The 17,173-nt window shown below is 31.2% G+C and carries 14 protein-coding genes; all 14 read left to right on the top strand.

Translation table 11 applies throughout. The features are described 5' to 3' along the window. Nucleotides 1-72 precede the first annotated feature (72 nt). The 14 genes from QZZ48_RS02425 (at nucleotide 73) to QZZ48_RS02360 (ending at nucleotide 17,168) form a co-directional block, all read left to right on the top strand. Nucleotides 73-1,704: a TraB/VirB10 family protein gene (locus QZZ48_RS02425; protein WP_294961545.1), complete on the top strand. Its 1,632-nt coding sequence runs from the start codon at nucleotides 73-75 to the stop codon at nucleotides 1,702-1,704. 11 nt (nucleotides 1,705-1,715) lie between these two features. Next, complete coding sequence (locus QZZ48_RS02420) at nucleotides 1,716-2,378, top strand: hypothetical protein (protein WP_294961543.1); 663 nt, start codon at nucleotides 1,716-1,718, stop codon at nucleotides 2,376-2,378. Further along, on the top strand, nucleotides 2,378-2,689 hold the full coding sequence (locus QZZ48_RS02415; protein ID WP_294961541.1) for a hypothetical protein: 312 nt from the start codon (nucleotides 2,378-2,380) through the stop codon (nucleotides 2,687-2,689). Before QZZ48_RS02420 ends, QZZ48_RS02415 begins: the two co-directional genes overlap by 1 nt. Nucleotides 2,690-2,722: 33 nt before the next feature. After that, the gene (locus QZZ48_RS02410) at nucleotides 2,723-6,202 is read left to right on the top strand and encodes an EAL domain-containing protein (RefSeq protein ID WP_294961538.1); all 3,480 of its coding nucleotides are present in this window, start codon (nucleotides 2,723-2,725) and stop codon (nucleotides 6,200-6,202) included. Further along, nucleotides 6,192-8,039, top strand: a complete 1,848-nt coding sequence (locus QZZ48_RS02405) for a TraM recognition domain-containing protein (protein ID WP_294961535.1) — start codon at nucleotides 6,192-6,194, stop codon at nucleotides 8,037-8,039. The genes QZZ48_RS02410 and QZZ48_RS02405 overlap by 11 nt, the downstream gene beginning before the upstream one ends. Next, entirely contained in the window at nucleotides 8,036-9,352 is a 1,317-nt protein-coding gene (locus QZZ48_RS02400) for an AAA family ATPase (protein ID WP_294961531.1), read from the top strand. Before QZZ48_RS02405 ends, QZZ48_RS02400 begins: the two co-directional genes overlap by 4 nt. A gap of 69 nt (nucleotides 9,353-9,421) precedes the next feature. Then, nucleotides 9,422-9,751 carry a hypothetical protein gene (locus QZZ48_RS02395; protein WP_294961529.1) on the top strand — a complete coding sequence of 110 codons (330 nt, stop codon included), beginning with the start codon at nucleotides 9,422-9,424 and terminating at the stop codon, nucleotides 9,749-9,751. A 10-nt stretch (nucleotides 9,752-9,761) separates the two neighbouring features. Beyond that, entirely contained in the window at nucleotides 9,762-10,403 is a 642-nt protein-coding gene (locus QZZ48_RS02390) for an SH3 domain-containing protein (RefSeq protein WP_294961527.1), read from the top strand. 11 nt (nucleotides 10,404-10,414) lie between these two features. Next, nucleotides 10,415-10,945, top strand: coding sequence for a hypothetical protein (locus QZZ48_RS02385; RefSeq protein WP_294961524.1), 531 nt, complete (start codon nucleotides 10,415-10,417; stop codon nucleotides 10,943-10,945). Further along, the gene (locus QZZ48_RS02380; protein WP_294961521.1) at nucleotides 10,945-11,574 is read left to right on the top strand and encodes a hypothetical protein; all 630 of its coding nucleotides are present in this window, start codon (nucleotides 10,945-10,947) and stop codon (nucleotides 11,572-11,574) included. The genes QZZ48_RS02385 and QZZ48_RS02380 overlap by 1 nt, the downstream gene beginning before the upstream one ends. Beyond that, nucleotides 11,574-12,599: a hypothetical protein gene (locus QZZ48_RS02375; RefSeq protein WP_294961518.1), complete on the top strand. Its 1,026-nt coding sequence runs from the start codon at nucleotides 11,574-11,576 to the stop codon at nucleotides 12,597-12,599. The genes QZZ48_RS02380 and QZZ48_RS02375 overlap by 1 nt, the downstream gene beginning before the upstream one ends. Nucleotides 12,600-12,602: 3 nt before the next feature. After that, complete coding sequence (locus tag QZZ48_RS02370) at nucleotides 12,603-13,193, top strand: TrbC family F-type conjugative pilus assembly protein (protein ID WP_294961515.1); 591 nt, start codon at nucleotides 12,603-12,605, stop codon at nucleotides 13,191-13,193. Next, on the top strand, nucleotides 13,156-15,726 hold the full coding sequence (locus tag QZZ48_RS02365; RefSeq protein ID WP_294961512.1) for a hypothetical protein: 2,571 nt from the start codon (nucleotides 13,156-13,158) through the stop codon (nucleotides 15,724-15,726). Before QZZ48_RS02370 ends, QZZ48_RS02365 begins: the two co-directional genes overlap by 38 nt. Further along, on the top strand, nucleotides 15,726-17,168 hold the full coding sequence (locus QZZ48_RS02360; RefSeq protein WP_294961509.1) for a hypothetical protein: 1,443 nt from the start codon (nucleotides 15,726-15,728) through the stop codon (nucleotides 17,166-17,168). Before QZZ48_RS02365 ends, QZZ48_RS02360 begins: the two co-directional genes overlap by 1 nt. The last annotated feature ends 5 nt before the right edge of the window (nucleotides 17,169-17,173 follow it).

The following is a 17,173-nucleotide window of genomic DNA, read 5'->3' as shown; positions in this document are numbered from 1 at the left end:
CTTACCCAAACAATTTATAAAAATAATTAAGGAGAATACAAATGATTATAAAATCTCACAAAAGGGGTAACTTTGCCTAATAATGAAGATGCTATTAATAACGAAGAAAACTTCTCTGATAGAAAAAAGAATTTTTTCGTTGAATTATATTCTAAGATTGAAAACTTCAATAAAAAAGAATTTGCTAAAAAAAGAGAAGTTAAAAAAGATATAAATAAAGATATAAAGCAAAAGCAAAAAGAGCTTGAAAATAGTGAAACAACTCTTGGTGATATGCAAAAACAAAGATCTGGTTATCTTAAAAAAATGGCACAGAAACTTGGACTTGTAGGATTGGTGGTTATTTTAATAACGGGTGCAGTTATCCTTGCTCTTCAAGATAATGAACAAATGGCTAGAAGACCAATTAATATCAAAAGCATATTGAACGATACTACGTCTTTTGGTGGAATTGATAAAAAAGATTATTTTCTTGAACAAAATATTTTAGATGACAAAATCAATATTGTTGAAAAAAAAGCTGAGGATGGCAGAAAAGTAATTAGTGCAAATATGCTAGAACAAACAAGCGTTATAACCGAGCATATTGATACGAAGTTAACAGAGCTTAGTGATAAGCAGACTATAGAATTGGAAAATACAAAAAAAAGTATTCTTAAAATAGTTGACCAAAAAGTAGGAGATGTTATTTCTGCAAACACGGATACTAAGAGGACGATAACTAATTTAAAAAAAAAAGTTGAAGGATATAAAAATGCTCCAAGACTCAAACTTAATAATGGAAAAATAATATTTCCAAATGCGAATAGTTCAACGAAAGTTATTAACCCAATTCCAGATCTAAATACCAACAATAGTAATAGCGGAAATGAGCTTTTGGATACGAATAATAGAGTCGCAGATATAAAAATTATAAAAGAAGTCGAATATGAAACAGTTGAAGTTGATATGGGTTCTGTAGAAATTCAAGAACTATCGTTTGATACGGGAATGAAAGATTTAAATCAAAGTAAAATAAAAAATTTTGAATTTGACCTTACAACTACTCTTGTACGAATTACCCTTATCAATGGAATTAAAGCTCCCACCCTTGATATTGGCGTTAAAAATCCAACTCCCGTTCTAATGAGTGTTGATGGTATTGCATATGCAGCTAACGATCAAACAAGCGGGATACTTAAAGGATGCCTTTTGAGGGGTGTTGCAGTTGGAAATATTAATACAAGTCGCGCTGAAATATTTGGAACACATCTAAGTTGCATTCTTGAGGGAGATAGTGGTGATTTGTATAAAATTGAACATACCTTTCCAGATAATGAAGTGTGGATTAAGGGAGAAGATGGTGCTGATGGAGTGTCAGGTTTAATAGTAGACTCTAGCGGTAAAATATTATCTAAGTCAGCAGCAATTGGATTCTTACAAGGGCTTACAAACTACTTTTCAGCACAAAATCTCGTTACTGGAGGGGTAGTGAACACTACTCAATCAACTATATCTCAACTTGGTACTTCTGTTCAGAGTGGAGTTGGTTCAGGTATGGAAACAGGATTTGATTTAATTATAGCAAAATATGAAAAGATACTCAGCGGTTACTATCCATTTATTGATATAAAAGGTGGTAGAAAAAATCTAACTGCTATTTTTGCTGGTGGAGTTAAAATAATTGCTACTCCATATAAAGAAGCTCATTTAGAAAATTACTAAAAGGAAAACAAATGAATAAAAAAATAATATATTTTGCACTTATTACTATCACTTTAACTTTTGGAGGATGCACCACTTCTCCAAAAGTTAAAACAAAGTGGGTGAACAAAAGTACTAAGAATTATGAAAGAAGAAATAATCCTATTGAGTTTAGATTTAAACCAGTTATTGGAACTAAGCAATCAGACACTAAAGTCATGATTGACATGGGAGAGTGGGCGAAGATTTGGGTAAAAAATTACAAAAATAAAAATAAAACTTTTGTAGCCACTCACTCTATTGTAACTATGATTAGAGAGCCAGGATTCATTGCAGGAGAACAAATACCCAGAAGTAGAAGAGATACTGTTAGCAAGTCATATGGAGCTCGTTCTTTCTCTTTTAGAAGTCAAGATTTGACGTATAACAACAGCAGTTTAGGAAGTGATAATATATCAGATAGTCAAATTAAAGATTATATGAACTCCTACGAGTACTCTAAAAAAACAAAAAGAATGAAGCCGCAAAAAAAAGAGTCAATACTTAAATATGATAAAGCAATAAAAGAATACATGAAAAAAGCGAAAGTAGATGAGAATAACAATGCAAAGATAGTTAAAAAAGAATCTGTAGAAAAAGAGATTAATATATCCTATGGTAGTGAAGATGAAAATATAAACGGAGGTTTAAAATAATGGAAAAGAGAAAAATAATTTTAGCAATGCTAGTTTTAGTATTAGGTGCTTGTAATTTGAGCGCTCAGGATGATGTGAGCATTATGGATTTAAAAGAGACGACATACTTTTTACTGCAAGATGTAAATAATATGAAGCAAAAAGAAGAGAAAGTACTTGGTGAAATTAAAACAATATCATCTCGAAATATCTCAAAAATTGAAGCAATGCAAATTAAAATTGATCAACAAGAAAAAGAACTAGATATATTGAGAAATAAAGAAATAATTCCAGAGTATCAGGTTTCAAAGAAGCTTGAAAATTACAAATAATAATTATATAACAATTACAAAAAGGTATTAAATATGGGTAAATATATAGATTTAGGCATCGAAATGGCAAAGATTTTTCTTGCCCCGAAAGAAGAACTTCAAAATACTCAAGGACTTTCTCAGAAAAATTTAAAAGCTTTTTTAGAACAAAAAGGAGTGTCTGATTTTCTTTTGTATAGATATTATAAAGAAAATGATAAAGGTATGGGAACATATCATATGGCAGACGGCAGAAAAGGAATTATATTAAGAGTTTTTCCTACTGCTTTTTCTTCTAAATCTATAGAAGACTCTATGTTTAGCTTAGTTGATACTCTTACAGATCCGGGGACTATTATACATTTTAATACATTTGGAAGTAGAAATATAAACTATTTACTTGAAAGCTTTAAACATCTTCATCATTGTAATATTAATGTAGACCATACGAGTGTTTTAAAAGAGCTTGTTGATGATTCTTACGACTTTATGAAGTCTGGTATTAAAGATAGTCTTGTGGACGGTGTAGACTTTAGGATTAAAGATTTTATCAGTACAATTTCAATCTTATTTCCAGAAGGTACAGATGATAGATATATTTCTCAGGTTTATAATCAAAGTTTAGGAAATCTACGAAATTTGTTTCCAATAAACTTTAATGGAGGCTCTCTTGTCAGAATGTTGAAAGAAATGTTAAATCCAGGACAAGAAATGGAAGATTGGGAAAACAGCTACGATAGACATAAGGTAATGAATCAGCAGATTGCTTCTATGGGAACAACTATTAAAACTTCTGCGGATGCTGATTATATTTCAGTGGGGGATGATTGGAAATATAGAACATTCACAACAAAGCAATTCCCAAACAGTTCAACTATTTTATCTAGCTATGATTTTTATAACTTATTTTTTGATAGATTCGGGGAGAGCATACAAATCCCACTTCCTTGTCCATTTTTTGCTTCTTTAACTGTTATAGTTGATGATGTTGATAATGCCCGCGAAAATGCTTCTAAAAAATCAAGAAATGATATCACTAATGTTAGAAAGCTTAAGCGTGATGTTAGAGAACAACATCCAGAACTAGATGAGAGGTTGAAAGAAGCTAAGCGAAATATTGACTTAGTTGAGCAACAAAACCAAACTCCATTGAAAGCAATGTTTCAAGTAACTTTAATGGAAAAGAACATAGATGATTTAGATAAATACTCAAAGGTTTTAAAAGAAAGATTTAGAGCAAAAGATTGGCATATAGAAGAAGAAAAGTTTGGAAATATTACATTATTTGCATTTTTATATTCCCTTCCTTTGCAACATCATAAACATGTGGAAGATTTTTTAAAACGATATGATATTTTATTCACTAGTAATACAGCTTCAATTGCCCCATTATTAGGAAATATTGCTACAAATCGAATGATGATTCCCTACTATGATAGAAATGGCCAAATAATTCCATATGACAATTTTAGTGGAGATAGTTACAACGAAGCTAAAACAGGTGCTACTGGAGCAGGTAAGTCATACTCACAGGCATATGCCCATATTATGAAACTTTCATCCGGAGTAAAAATAAGAGTTATAGATAATGGACACTCTTATAGAAGATTCTGTGAAATAGTTGGTGGTACATATATAGATATTGGAGGAAATAAAAGTGTTTCACTTAACTTTTATACAAAAGCCAATACTGCTAAGGTGCTAGTTGCTAATGAACAGGGCGAAGATGAAGAAACCGAAGAAGAATTTCTTGTTGATGTTGGTAATGGAAGTAGAGTACCAACTCTTCATACTGAAGAGATAGACGGTATTGTTCCTATTATTGGATTAATGGTAGGACTGAATCTTGTTCAGACAGGAAAAGAGCAGAGTGCTTCAGATGCAACTGAAGAAGCTTATCTGGCAAGTAAAATCAAGAGGGCAGTTATAGAAACTTTCTTGGTTCATCAGCATGAAGGGAGACTTGAATACACAAAAGATATTATAGAAAGTTACTCAAGAGAAGAAAAATCAAAAAAGAATTTAAGACAAGCAGAACTTCTTTACAATGTTTCAGTTGGGATGTTTGACTTTGCAGATCCTAAAGGTAGTCATTATTCAAAATTCAACACACCAAACAATCTAGACCTTGGAAAAGACTACGTTGTGCTAGACACTCTTGGTCTTAAAGGGATTATTCTTGATGTTGTATTGGTCTCACTTGCATTTTCTATTAAAAGTGAATTTTGGAAAGAGGGTAACGTAAGAGAAAAAACATTAGATATTGATGAAGGATGGATGTACAAAGACAATGAAATTGTAGTAAAAATTTTAGAAAATAATGCAAGAACTTTGAGAAAATCTTTAAGTGGTCAGGGTTTTATTACACAAGGCATTGAAGATTTTTCAGCGAATAGCAGTATGCAAGTATTGTTCTCTAGCTCATACCATAAGTTTCTTTTGGCACAAGATAAAAAAGAAATTCAAAAAGTTGCTGGTGGAAAATTCTTTCCATTAGATTCTTACGAAGTTAGAACTTTTGAATCAGTAGCAAATAAAAAACCATATTGGGGTGAGGCTTGTTATATGTCAAAGAAAAGTGGAGCTAACGTTTTCATAATCAAGACTTCTCCTAAAACGCATTGGGTTTCAGCCGGTGCTGATCCGTCAGGAAATAAAATATTTGATGATACAAGAAAAAAATATAGATTATCAATAATTGAAACAGTTCGATATCTTGTATATAAAGCACAATACCCAGATTCTAATGATAATGATCTTCTCTTTAAAGCTAAAACATACTCTGAGCATAACCGCATAAAAGGCACTGAAGAGAAAAAATATTGGGAAGAAGAGATATCTAGTGCAATCAAAAATAGAAGAGTTCAAGTTAGAGCAGAGCCTATATGCTCGATAAAGGAAGATAAAATAACTGGTTATGAAATTTTCTCTCAAATCAAGCACAACGATGGAACTATATCAACATATGGAGTTGTTTCAAAATGGCTAGAAGAATTTAATAAAGTAGAAGAATACAATATGATTATGTATGCAAAAGCATTTAAGTATTTTGAAGATATTGACTTAGATATCCATATAAACGAAAACAACTCTGAAATCAGAAATGAAGACTATTGGAGAGCCTTTATCGAACTAGCTGTATCTTATAGAATGGAAAATAAATTAGTTATTGAGTTAAAAGATACAGTAAGCAATAATAACATTGAAGAGTTGAGAACTTTTATTTCACGAATGAAAGATTTAGGAGCAAGAGTAGCAATTGATAATGTCGGAATACACTATCATAAAATGTCTTACCTTGTTGCTTTAGACGTTGACTATATCAATATAGACAGAGGATTATTGGATACAGATGATAATGAACCTGCTTCAAACATTCTCGAAATGATAGTGGCCTTTTCAAAACACGAAAGTAATAAGAAGCAACTTGTTGCACTTAAGGTAGAAAATCAAAAAGAATTATCAAAAGCTAAAGAAAAGGGTCTGGATTTTTATCAAGGTTGGTTACTAAAGGAAGAACAAGTTGTTATTTAAAAAAAAAAGAAAACCAATCAAGAAAGCGGATGAAAATTTTAAAGAATTAATGTATTGGAAGAGAGAATTTAAAAAAATAAACAATGAACTTGATAAAGTCAAAAATGAAATAAGCGAACACTCAGAAACTGAAATAGTACAGAGAAAAATTCATATAGAAAAAAAATTAGATGCAGCAGAAAGAAATATGTACAACATAAGTGAAGGGATGTATTTTGGAGTTGGCTTTGAACTCAACAATACTAACACGCCTGAGCCTAAACCTATAATAGCTAAATGGGGGAAACTTGATAATCATTGTGGGTTTAAGGGTTCAACGAGAGTAGGAAAAACAATAAATATGCAAGGACATATTGAACAATGTGTTGCCAAGAATATGGACGTCATTGTGATAGACCCTAAAGGTGGAGTAAATCAAGAAGTTCTGTCTTCAGTTGTAGAGAGCTGTTTTAAATATAAAAGAGCTGAAGAGTTAACATATTTTTCACCAGCATTTGCTTCAATATCGCAAAGAATAAACGTTTGCTATGGATTAAGTAATTTAGAACTGACCGGAGGAATAGTTGAATCAATTAAGACACCTACAATGGACTCGTTTTATCTTGAAACTGCTGAAGAAATACTTATGGCAATAACGAGCAGTTTTGAATATTTACAAGAAATAAGCGATCCTACCGGAAAAATTACAAAAATGCTAGAGCAAAAAGAATTGAAGAGATATCATGCTTTTTTAAATAGTAAAAACAAAGAAGAGTATGACTTTTTAGAAAATATTGATCTTGATAATATTGATATGATTGAAGAATTTAAAAGCAATGTTATTGATGAAGCTCTTTTGTTGGAATTTCAAGAGAATGGATTCAACAGAAGTCTTATAACTTTTAGGGAGCTAGAATATTATGCACACTACAAGACACTTAGATCTCTTAAAACCCTTGTTGAAACAGTAGAGATAGAAAGAGAAGTTAAATACAGAAAAAATATAGCAGCTCTAAGAAGAGATGCATTAGTCCTACTCAAAAGTGCATTATCTACTGAAGAGACTCATTTTGCAAAAGTATCAAAAACTCTAACAAATAGACTTACCGCTTTAAGTGTTGGTCCGATTGGTGAACTATTATGTGGAATCAGAATAAACCCACTTATGAACAGACTACTTAGAGAAGACAAAGGTATTGTTTCTGTAATACAGCCTTTTCCTATGAAATTCAAAAAATCAGCTGACATATTTAATAAAATGCTTCTAGGTATGCTTGATTCGATGATGGGTGCAGTTGGAGCAGAAGGTAGAGGATTACCAAGAAGAGTAGCTATATTTATAGATGAAGCAGGTGCAATCGCTTACCCTGGTATTGAAAGTTTTTTTAATAGAGCAGGTGGTTTAGGGATTAGTGTTTTTGTTTACACTCAAACTGACGAAGATTACAAAGAAGCAGTAGGTGAGACTTTGTCTAGCATAATATTAGACAATGTTAATAGCAAGGGAATTATGAGACAAAACACATTGTTATCATTAAGAAATGCTGCTGAAGAGATTGGCACATTTAAGCAAATGAAAACAATTGCTATGGTTTCAGCAGGAGGAAGTGGCTCAGAGGGTAGATACACTACTGATATTTCGGAAGAATTTATGTGTAGTCCACAAGATATAAAAGCTCTTCCCGTAGGAGAAGGTATATTTATGCATGATGGGAAAACTTTTTATATGGAGTTTCCATTTAGAACGCCCCCTGCTGCATCCATTAAAATGCCAAAGCTAAGTGAAGAAGTAGAGAAAAGAGAACTTGCGAGTTATGAAAAAATACTTGAAGATAATGAAAGGGAATTGGCATCATGAATCCAGAGCATATAGAAGAACTACTAAAAAAAGTAGTTGAATTAATGAATGAGTTAAATGGAAAACAAATAGACAGAGAAGAACTAGTTCAAATACTTGTTCTTTCGTTATTTTCTCTAAAGCATACGTTTTTATTAGGTGAACCTGGCGTTAGTAAAACAGGAATATTAAAAATTTTAGCCACTGCAATAGATTCAAGAAAATCTTTTAGCATAACCATCAAGAACGATACAAAGTATGAAGAAATATTCGGGGATAGTTACAGAGAAGATGGGGGAAGATTAGTGAGCGACTTTAATAATTCAATTGTTGAAGCTGACTTTGCTATTGTTGATGAAACATGGAAAGGTAATTCTAAAATAATGAATGCTTTTTTATCAATTATGTCTGATTACAGAACAGTTGATATTATAGGAGAGGGTTCTGTAGAAGTACCTCTTTTGATGGTTGGAGGTGCTTCAAATGAGTTGCCTACAGATATAGAAGTGAGACCTTTAAGGGATAGATTTTTATTTTCATATAAAGTTGAGAAGATTTCCGGATCGGATGATTGGATAAAGTTTGCTTCTAGAGATTATGATACAAATCCCATAATGAAGACCAAGTTTTCACCAGATGAAGTTAGAAGCATTAATACCCTCTCTAAAGACGTTAGTATTCCTGATAACATATACAAGACACTGTATGCTATTAGACAAAAAGTCGTGTTATTAGAAATTGGAGTAAGTGATAGAAAGTTCGATGGGGCGGTAGATGTTTTTTTAGTATCAGCATTTCTGAATAAGAGAGAAGAGGTTGATCTAAGTGAGTTGTTTTTAATGAAGCATATTATGTGGAATGAAGAAAAAGATATCCCAAAGATAGAGAAAATATTAAACGATGAAATTTTTGGACAATTAGATGTAGTAATTAAATTTATTGAAGAAATTGAAAATAGTCAAAACAAACTTCTTTCAGTTATTGATGGACAATTCGCTGATTTTTTAAAATTTAGGAGAACATATGCTTATGGTGATTTGGAAGAATTTGAAAATAAAAAAAATGAGATAAGGAATATAATACAAAATTTCTTAAGCCTCATAAAACAAACGCAAAGTGTAATATCTCATCATGAGCAAAATATGATACTTGAACAGATTGTAGATAAAAATATTTTGGTGACTAATTTGTATAGCCCAGTTTATCAAAATCTGAAATTCTCAAAAGTAACGGATATATATAATCAACTTACAACCAAAAAAGAGTCCCTAGATAGATGGTTAAAAAAGAACGATGCATTACATACATATAATATGGAAGTAAATAGTGTTTAATTTAAAAGAAACTAATTGTGATATAATACATAATACAATTCTCTATTATAATAATTTAAGGTTTAACATATGAAATTTAAATATCTCCTGCTATTGGCTTTAACTTCTTCAATGTTCGCTAGTGAATCAACAACTGATACAAGAGTAATCAGTGAAACTAAAAACACAAACCTCGTAACAATCCTTAGAAAACACGAACAAGTCCTGCTTAAACTTATTGATGATATTGACTTTTTAAAAGAAAATGCTATTTTAAGAAATAAAGAAATAAAAAAGCTAGAAGGTACTATTAATAAATATAAAGAAAAAGATGCAGCAAATAAAAAAATCAATAAAACTAGTATTGAAATGAAATTTGACAAAGAGTTTCAAAAATATTTAAATTCTAAAAAAGGCTAGGAATATATATATGTCTAGAAAATTAACAGTATTGCTTTTATTTGTATTTAGTTTGCAAGCTAATGACTTTAGAGATGAAGTTCTTAGTCAGCTAATTAAAGACTCAGAAAATTTCAAGCACGCAATTATTCAACTAAAACTAGACATAAAACAAATGAAAGATAAATCTACTGAACTTGAATTAGAACTAGAGAAGTTCAATAAAAAAACGAAGGTTATATCTATAAGCAAAAATCAATTAATAACAAGTGATAAGCATATATTTTCACTGCATAAAGAAGCAATTGTCACATCGTGGCATTTAAACTTAAGAAAAGAGCCAAATAAAGAAGCAAAAATTATACGTACTTATGAGATGGGAGATATAGTTACAATAGTTGATTTTAATAATAAAGGTTGGTGTAAAACTACTCAAGGCTTCATAAAATCTACATATATTGAAATAATATCCAATGAAAAATTACTTCATATTAAAATAAAAAATAATCTTGCAAATATAAGAGAAAATCCATATTTTTCAAAAAATACAATAGACACGTTCAATAAAAATAAATCCCTAGTTGTATACGCAGTTTTATTTAATAAAGAGTGGTACAAACTAAAAAATAATATAGGTTATGTGCATAGGAACATAGTGGAGATAATAGAATGAGGTTTTTATGTTTGTTATTAATAGCAATGCTTTCTCAGGGTTCAGAATTGGAACAAGAAAATGCAATACGACTTATAAAAATTGAACTTTCTGAAGTTGCTTTTGAAAAAGAGTATAAGAAATTTCTGAAATACAAGAGACAAATTGATGAACTGAATAAATATAGTGTTAATGCATACAGCAAAAATAAAAGTACAAGATTTAAGATACTTGATGGTCTTTCAAAGATACAAAAAGACTCAAAGTCAATTATAATTTCTCAGTATCAATTAAACCAAACATTAAAATATGTGAGTATTAAAGATAGTGTAAAGTTTACAAAATATGCAAAACCATCAATAGACTATTTACGAATAAATTATTTATGTGATGGTTTTTTATTCAGTGGTGATTATGAAGAAAAAGTTGAAGGAAATAAAGTTAAGGCACTAAAGACTTATGAGCAAGGACTGAGGGTTTGTAAAGTTAAATGGAAGCAATTTGAGTTAAAAGGAAGGATAGGACAAGTTAAATATAGACTCTCTAAGAGAAATGCAGAATAATGATTAAAAGCTTTTTAATAATAGTGTTTATTGTTAACTTGAATGCTGAAATAGTTGACTTTGGAGTGCAAGGTAAACAATTTAAGATAGTTGAAGAAAATGGGAATGAACTTATTCAAAAAGAGTTAAAAAAATTAGATTACAAAAAAATTGATAAAGATATTAATGACTCAATAGAAAAACTTAAAACTTCAATGTATAAAATTAAAGCTTCTGCTGTTGATTCAATAGAGACAACAAAAGACTTATATAAAGCTAAGTGGGATATCAAAGATGTTGATGGCAGTGTGTTGTACACAAAAGGCGATTATATCCCTACAACTCTATCCAAAGGTGTTCAGTTAGAGCTATGTTTTGTAGATGGTTCTCTATTGAAAGGAGTAGTTGATGAAATAGTTAAAACATTTGGTAATAAATGTAAATACTTTATTAATAAAAAAAATATTGATCTTTTTGCAAAAGAATATGGTGTTGAAACTTATCCGCTAGGAGGGCAAAATGTACCATATCTTACTAGATATAAGATTGAATCTCTACCTACTAAAATCATTCGTATAGAAGATAAATTAATCACGCAAAGATTAAGTATAAAAAGAATTGCAATTTCAGTTGCTAGTGGGGAAAAATAATGAAAATATACATAGTTATAGCTATTCTAACCTTCCCTTTATTCCTTCTAGCACAAAGTAGTGTGGACGAAGCAAGAAACAAGTCTGGAGTAGAACTTTTCTTTGAAAATTATGACTGGGATAGTATGTGGGCAGAAGTAACAATGACTTTTAAGATTACCACTTGCACCCCAGAGAATACAGATAAAGGCTTTATTAGCCCATATATAGCAACTATAACAGAACCCTTGTATCTTGCAGGAGTCAGTATTAGAAAAGGAGAGATGAAAGCTTTCAGCACAACTCTTCTTGAAGACGCGTCTAAAACAGGAAACAATAGTGATGATGGTGGCATATATGTTAATTTAATAAAGTTCCCACTAATGAATATGTTATTAAAGAATACAACTAGAGGTGCAATGGTATTTGAGAAAGGGAGCATCAACCCTGTCTATATAGGTATATTTGATCCTAAAAAATGGGATAATATAATGGCAAGTGACATGACTCCAGAAAAAAAAATATTTGCTTCAGTTAGAGCGCAACTTGCATCTGCAGTAACCTGTGTTGCTTATTCAGGACTAGATGCTATGTCCCCTTCATCAAGAAGAGTAAGTGGCATAGCAGAGAAACTTAAAGACACAATTGATCTGTTTTACTTCTCTACAGGTTGCCTCGGACCAACTCCAACCGGAACGAGTACTGTACATCAAGACCCAATATCAAATGGCATTCTTGCAATTAACTCTATTTTTTATGATATGTTTAGTAGAAGAGGTGTTGTTGCAGATATTTCTGCCAACCACACCACAAGGAATATACTAAATAATCACTCTAAAGAAATATTATGTCGTTCAGTAATTAATCCAATTTTTCCTCAATCTGCATACACTACTCAATTGTTATTTCCGACAATTAGTAAAACTCATGAACTTGGAGTATCACCTGCCCAGTATAATTTTCATGGTGCAGGAGAAAGTGGTAAAAATGTTTTCTTTATTATTAATCAAAGAAGAGATTATGCAGCTTTTGCATATCAGGAGTAGTTAATGAGAAATATTTTCATAGCCTTACTATTTATATGTTATACGTTGAGTGGAGAAGTGCTTGAGGTTAAAACTCTATTACAGATGCTTAAACACTCAGATAAGCAATCATATGCTAAAGCTCTAGAAATTCAAGAATTAGCAAAGACTTCAATTAATAGTAATGGAGACATAGTCTATTGCTTAGTGAGTGAATCAATTGAAATAAAGTATTTAAAAAAAATTATATTTGAAATGACTGCACTTGGAGTTAATACGGATACTAAAGTAGCATTTATAACGCAAGGTGTTTATTCAAAAAAATTTATTGACAAGATAGCAAAACTTACTGAAGAGTTTAATGAGTATGAATCTGGAGAATACTTTAAAGCAAATGTGAATATTTTTATAGCTCCTTCTCTTTTTACGGAGTATAAGATAATGAAAGTTCCTGCATTGCTTTATGGAAAGTACAAAGGAAGTATCTATCCTCAAAACAAAAGAATATTATATATTGCGAGAGGAAATATAAGCCCCTTAGATTTTTTTAAACTTATATCAACAAAGGAGAGTAGATTTGAAACATACTCAAATATTATTTCTACTCTTTATTAACTATTATTTGACCTGCTTTGGTTATGATTTTTTACCAGATGATAGTGTCATTGCTAATAACCTTAGTGAGTTTAATACTTCAACAACTCCAAATGCAAGTGATTCAACAACATTTACTAAGTACGATTCTAATACTTCAATTGAATCACTTTCGATATCTACTGCAATAGAACAAATAACAGATGAATTTGGAAATTCTGAATCTGATTCAAATGTAAGTTCATTTAGTGTGCAAGACCTTAAAGGGTTTTCTGATAGTAATAAAGGAAAATATGCAACAAAAGGTAGTGCTTTATTCCAAACACTAGGGGAAAGTTTTGGCGGAGTAAATACGGGTAACATGGAAACGCTAACAAGAGAATACATTCTTGCGGAAGATGTTAACTCTAGTGAATCAAGAGCAATACAGTTCAATGAGGATTTTTATGCAAAAGCTAGGTCTCTAATTGCAAACTTGAAAACAATTAGTTGTTACGCAACAAGAAAGCTAGTGAACTCTTATTATTGTCCTCTTCCAGGTATGGAAGATAGCTTTTTTAAAGGAGGAGATGCAAAAGATTCCAAAGAGAATGCTAAAGAAGCGTGTGAAGATCTTTGTGATATTCCAGTTAGTTGTCTTCATAAAGAAATGAATAAAGATATAGAAACTGTAACGGAAACTACTTTAGAGCTAATAGACGATTCAGTTAGTCTAGAAATTGAAGCAGATGAAGGAATGTTGGGTGAATTTATAGAGTTTAGTATAGAAAACAAATATCAATATGATGATAATATTACATTAGACTCAGATGAATATAATGCAACTAAAGCCCTTGAAATACTCCAAGACTCAAACCACGGAGTAAAAATTGATGTTAGCTATATGGACAGTAACAGTTCGTATAGAAAACTATTAACAAGTTACGATTGCAAATTAAATGAACTAACGAATGATTATAAAATATTTTTAACAGGAATAAGAACAAGCAAGATAAAGATAGATTTTTATAAGCCATATAACTTTATTAATAAAGCAGCAATGGTACAAGAAGATGAAAAGTTAAAAAGCAACCTTATAAAAGTAAAATTGAAATATTCCGGTAATGAATGGTGGTTCTGTCCTGAGATACATTTTGTCTCTAGTTCAGCAAGTTGTTCTGGTGAAATTGAATCAGTTTCAATTGGAAGTCAGGTTTATTCCGTGTGTGTTACAGAAGCAAGACAAAGGCAAGAACCTCAATACGGAGCATTCTATTCAGAGGCTTCATGTCAGTCAGCTTGTAGATCAGTTGAGGATTGTGTACCTACATACAAGCATCTTACTAATATTGATCCGTATAACCTTCCTGCATCGTTAAACGACATTGAAGTAGGTTGCGTTGATGAAGCAACGAATACATCATGTACAGATGCATTATGCATGGAAAAATTTATTGCAGATGATATGCCATATCTTGAAAAAAGTTGGATAAATGATGATACGGTAAAAATAACAGTATCGTCTGGAATAGTATCACAGGATACAGTAAGACCAAGGATTGATATTGAAGGTGGAATAAGTGCAAATGATAATGAGCAACTTAGAGAAGAATCATCAATAAGAGAAATGTCAGAAATTTCATACATGAATATGCTGAATAGCGACACTTATGATATCTCACAAAATAAGGTTAGCACTAATATACCAATGCGTAATAGTTACGATATTTTAAGTAATGGTTCAGGAGAAGGTTCATTGGTTTGGAATCTAAAACCAAACTCTCATGATATAGGAAATGGAAATGATTATTATTTTTATTCTTTATTCGACATATCTTCAAACTATATACCAAATGCTCCTAATTTAGCAGATATAAATGGCACGATAAATCCTAGACTAGATAGAACAATAATGTTAAAAACAGAAAGTGGTTATAAAATAATTAAAAAGATAGAAAATGCAGCAATTCAACTAACGTCTGATGATGGTACTTTAAAGTGGTTTGTTACTCCTACATCAATAGTTGAAAAATTTGAAACATTTAATGGAATTGGATTTAGTAGTTTCGATGAAAATTCAAATGCAGAGTCATTTGCTTCGTATCAATTTACAGGAGATAAAAATTATGAAACTTTTATCTTATATGACTCACTTGAAGTTTTAGTAGAAACACCAGGTGTTTTATTTCTTAACCAAACGTCACAAGGAAATGGTAGATTCTTTACTCGAATATATGATGGAACAGCAAGTGATACCTATTCTTCTTATCTCAATGGAATAGTGGCATATGGTATTTACTCAAAAGAACAGTTGTCTTACAAGAACTTAGTAGATGTGACAATAGGCACTATAGATAGTCTATATGCAGTTTATTCTACAAAATATTCTTTACCAAAAGGGGAAATAGCTTCAGATGGAACATATAACACAGAGAAGGTACAAATGTTCATTGGTGGAAGCCCTAATAATATGAATGTAAACGTTACTCTTACTCCAAACTCAAATGAAGAAGGCAAAAAAACATTTATATATATGCTCTTGTATGATGAAAATTCAACTGAAGGAAGTGATTAATGAAAACTCTATACGGAATACTAATAATATTCCTAATATCTCAATCTAGTTTATATAGTTCATCTAAATTTCTCTTAAAAACAGGAATCGTTGATATTGGACATAAAGAAGAAAGCTCAGAAATAGAAGTACCAAAAGAAAGAATAATTAGTGAACCTAATATGTCAACGTCTGAAAATAAATTAACATATCAGAAAAGAATTCAAAGTGAAAAATTTGATTGCGAAACAGATTTTTTAGGTACTGAAACATGTACTCAACAACAAACAGTTTGTCCCTCGTATGGTGAGTATGAAGATGGTTACAGTGTAGCTTCTATTGGAAGTAAAATAATCTACACATCTAAAACAACAACAACCTCCACTGCTTCTTCGTATTACGGTTCATGGTCAACAGCAAATAGATTTTGGAGAGAAAGAAAAAGTGCAAAAGGTTGGAACACTTTTGACTTACCAAATAGTAGTAATCTAGTGGGCGGTGTCACTATTCCTCTATCGAGAAATGCAGGTTCACTTTCAGCTACAAAAGTTTGGAGTTCTTATTATGGAGGCTATATAGATTTCACAGTTAGTTTCAGTTCACGAAGTGGAGGAAGAGGCTCTGATATGTACTTCAGCACATCAATTAGAAGATATTATCCTGCAATTACAACAACAATAGTTTCTTGTCCATCAGGATATTCAGAGGCAGAAGGAACGGGTAGTAATGCTTGTAAAAAAACAATAACATATACTTATTATAACTATTTATGTTCTACAGAAACTAATGAACTAGGGCAGAGTTTTAGTCCAATAGATGGGGGTGGAACTACTACCACCTCTGCCATTCCACCAAGCAATAATTGTGTAAGACTTAATTACACATGTCCGCTAGATTCAAGTCAGAAATGTGGAGAAACAATAAACACAACGGGCATCTGTGAAGATGGTTATATATGGAATAGTAACCGGTGCGAAAGAGTGGAGAGTTACTGTGGAAACTCTTTTTATAATGTCTCATTAGATGTATGCCAAGATGTGACAAATTATGAAAAACTTTGTATTAATAGCAACGAAATTTACAACAATATAACAAATAATTGTGAAACAAATACTAAGGCTTGTTCTAATGGTGTATTTAATGAAGATACAAATAAGTGTGTTTCAGATTTTGAAGTTATATGCCAAACAAATGGTTATATATATAACAATATGTCAGGGGTTTGTGAAGACCCAGATAGCCCAATATGTGAGACCCAATATAACTATAATGGTTCTTTGTGCAAGGGAGAAATGACTATGTGTGCAACAGGATTTTTTTATAATAAAGAGTTAAACAAATGCGAAAAAGATATTTGTAAGATTCTCAACACAAGTGATATTGGAGCTAGATGTGAAACACCGATACAATGTGAAGGCGTTGTAAATAATGGAAGATGTATACCAAATACACTTCAAGAATAGGAAAA

Origin of the sequence: Sulfurimonas sp. (assembly GCF_016744025.1) — a bacterium.
In the GTDB taxonomy this organism is placed as follows: Bacteria; Campylobacterota; Campylobacteria; order Campylobacterales; family Sulfurimonadaceae; genus Sulfurimonas.
The sequence above is the reverse complement of the archived record's forward strand: the minus strand, read 5'-3'. Positions and strand labels throughout refer to the sequence as shown.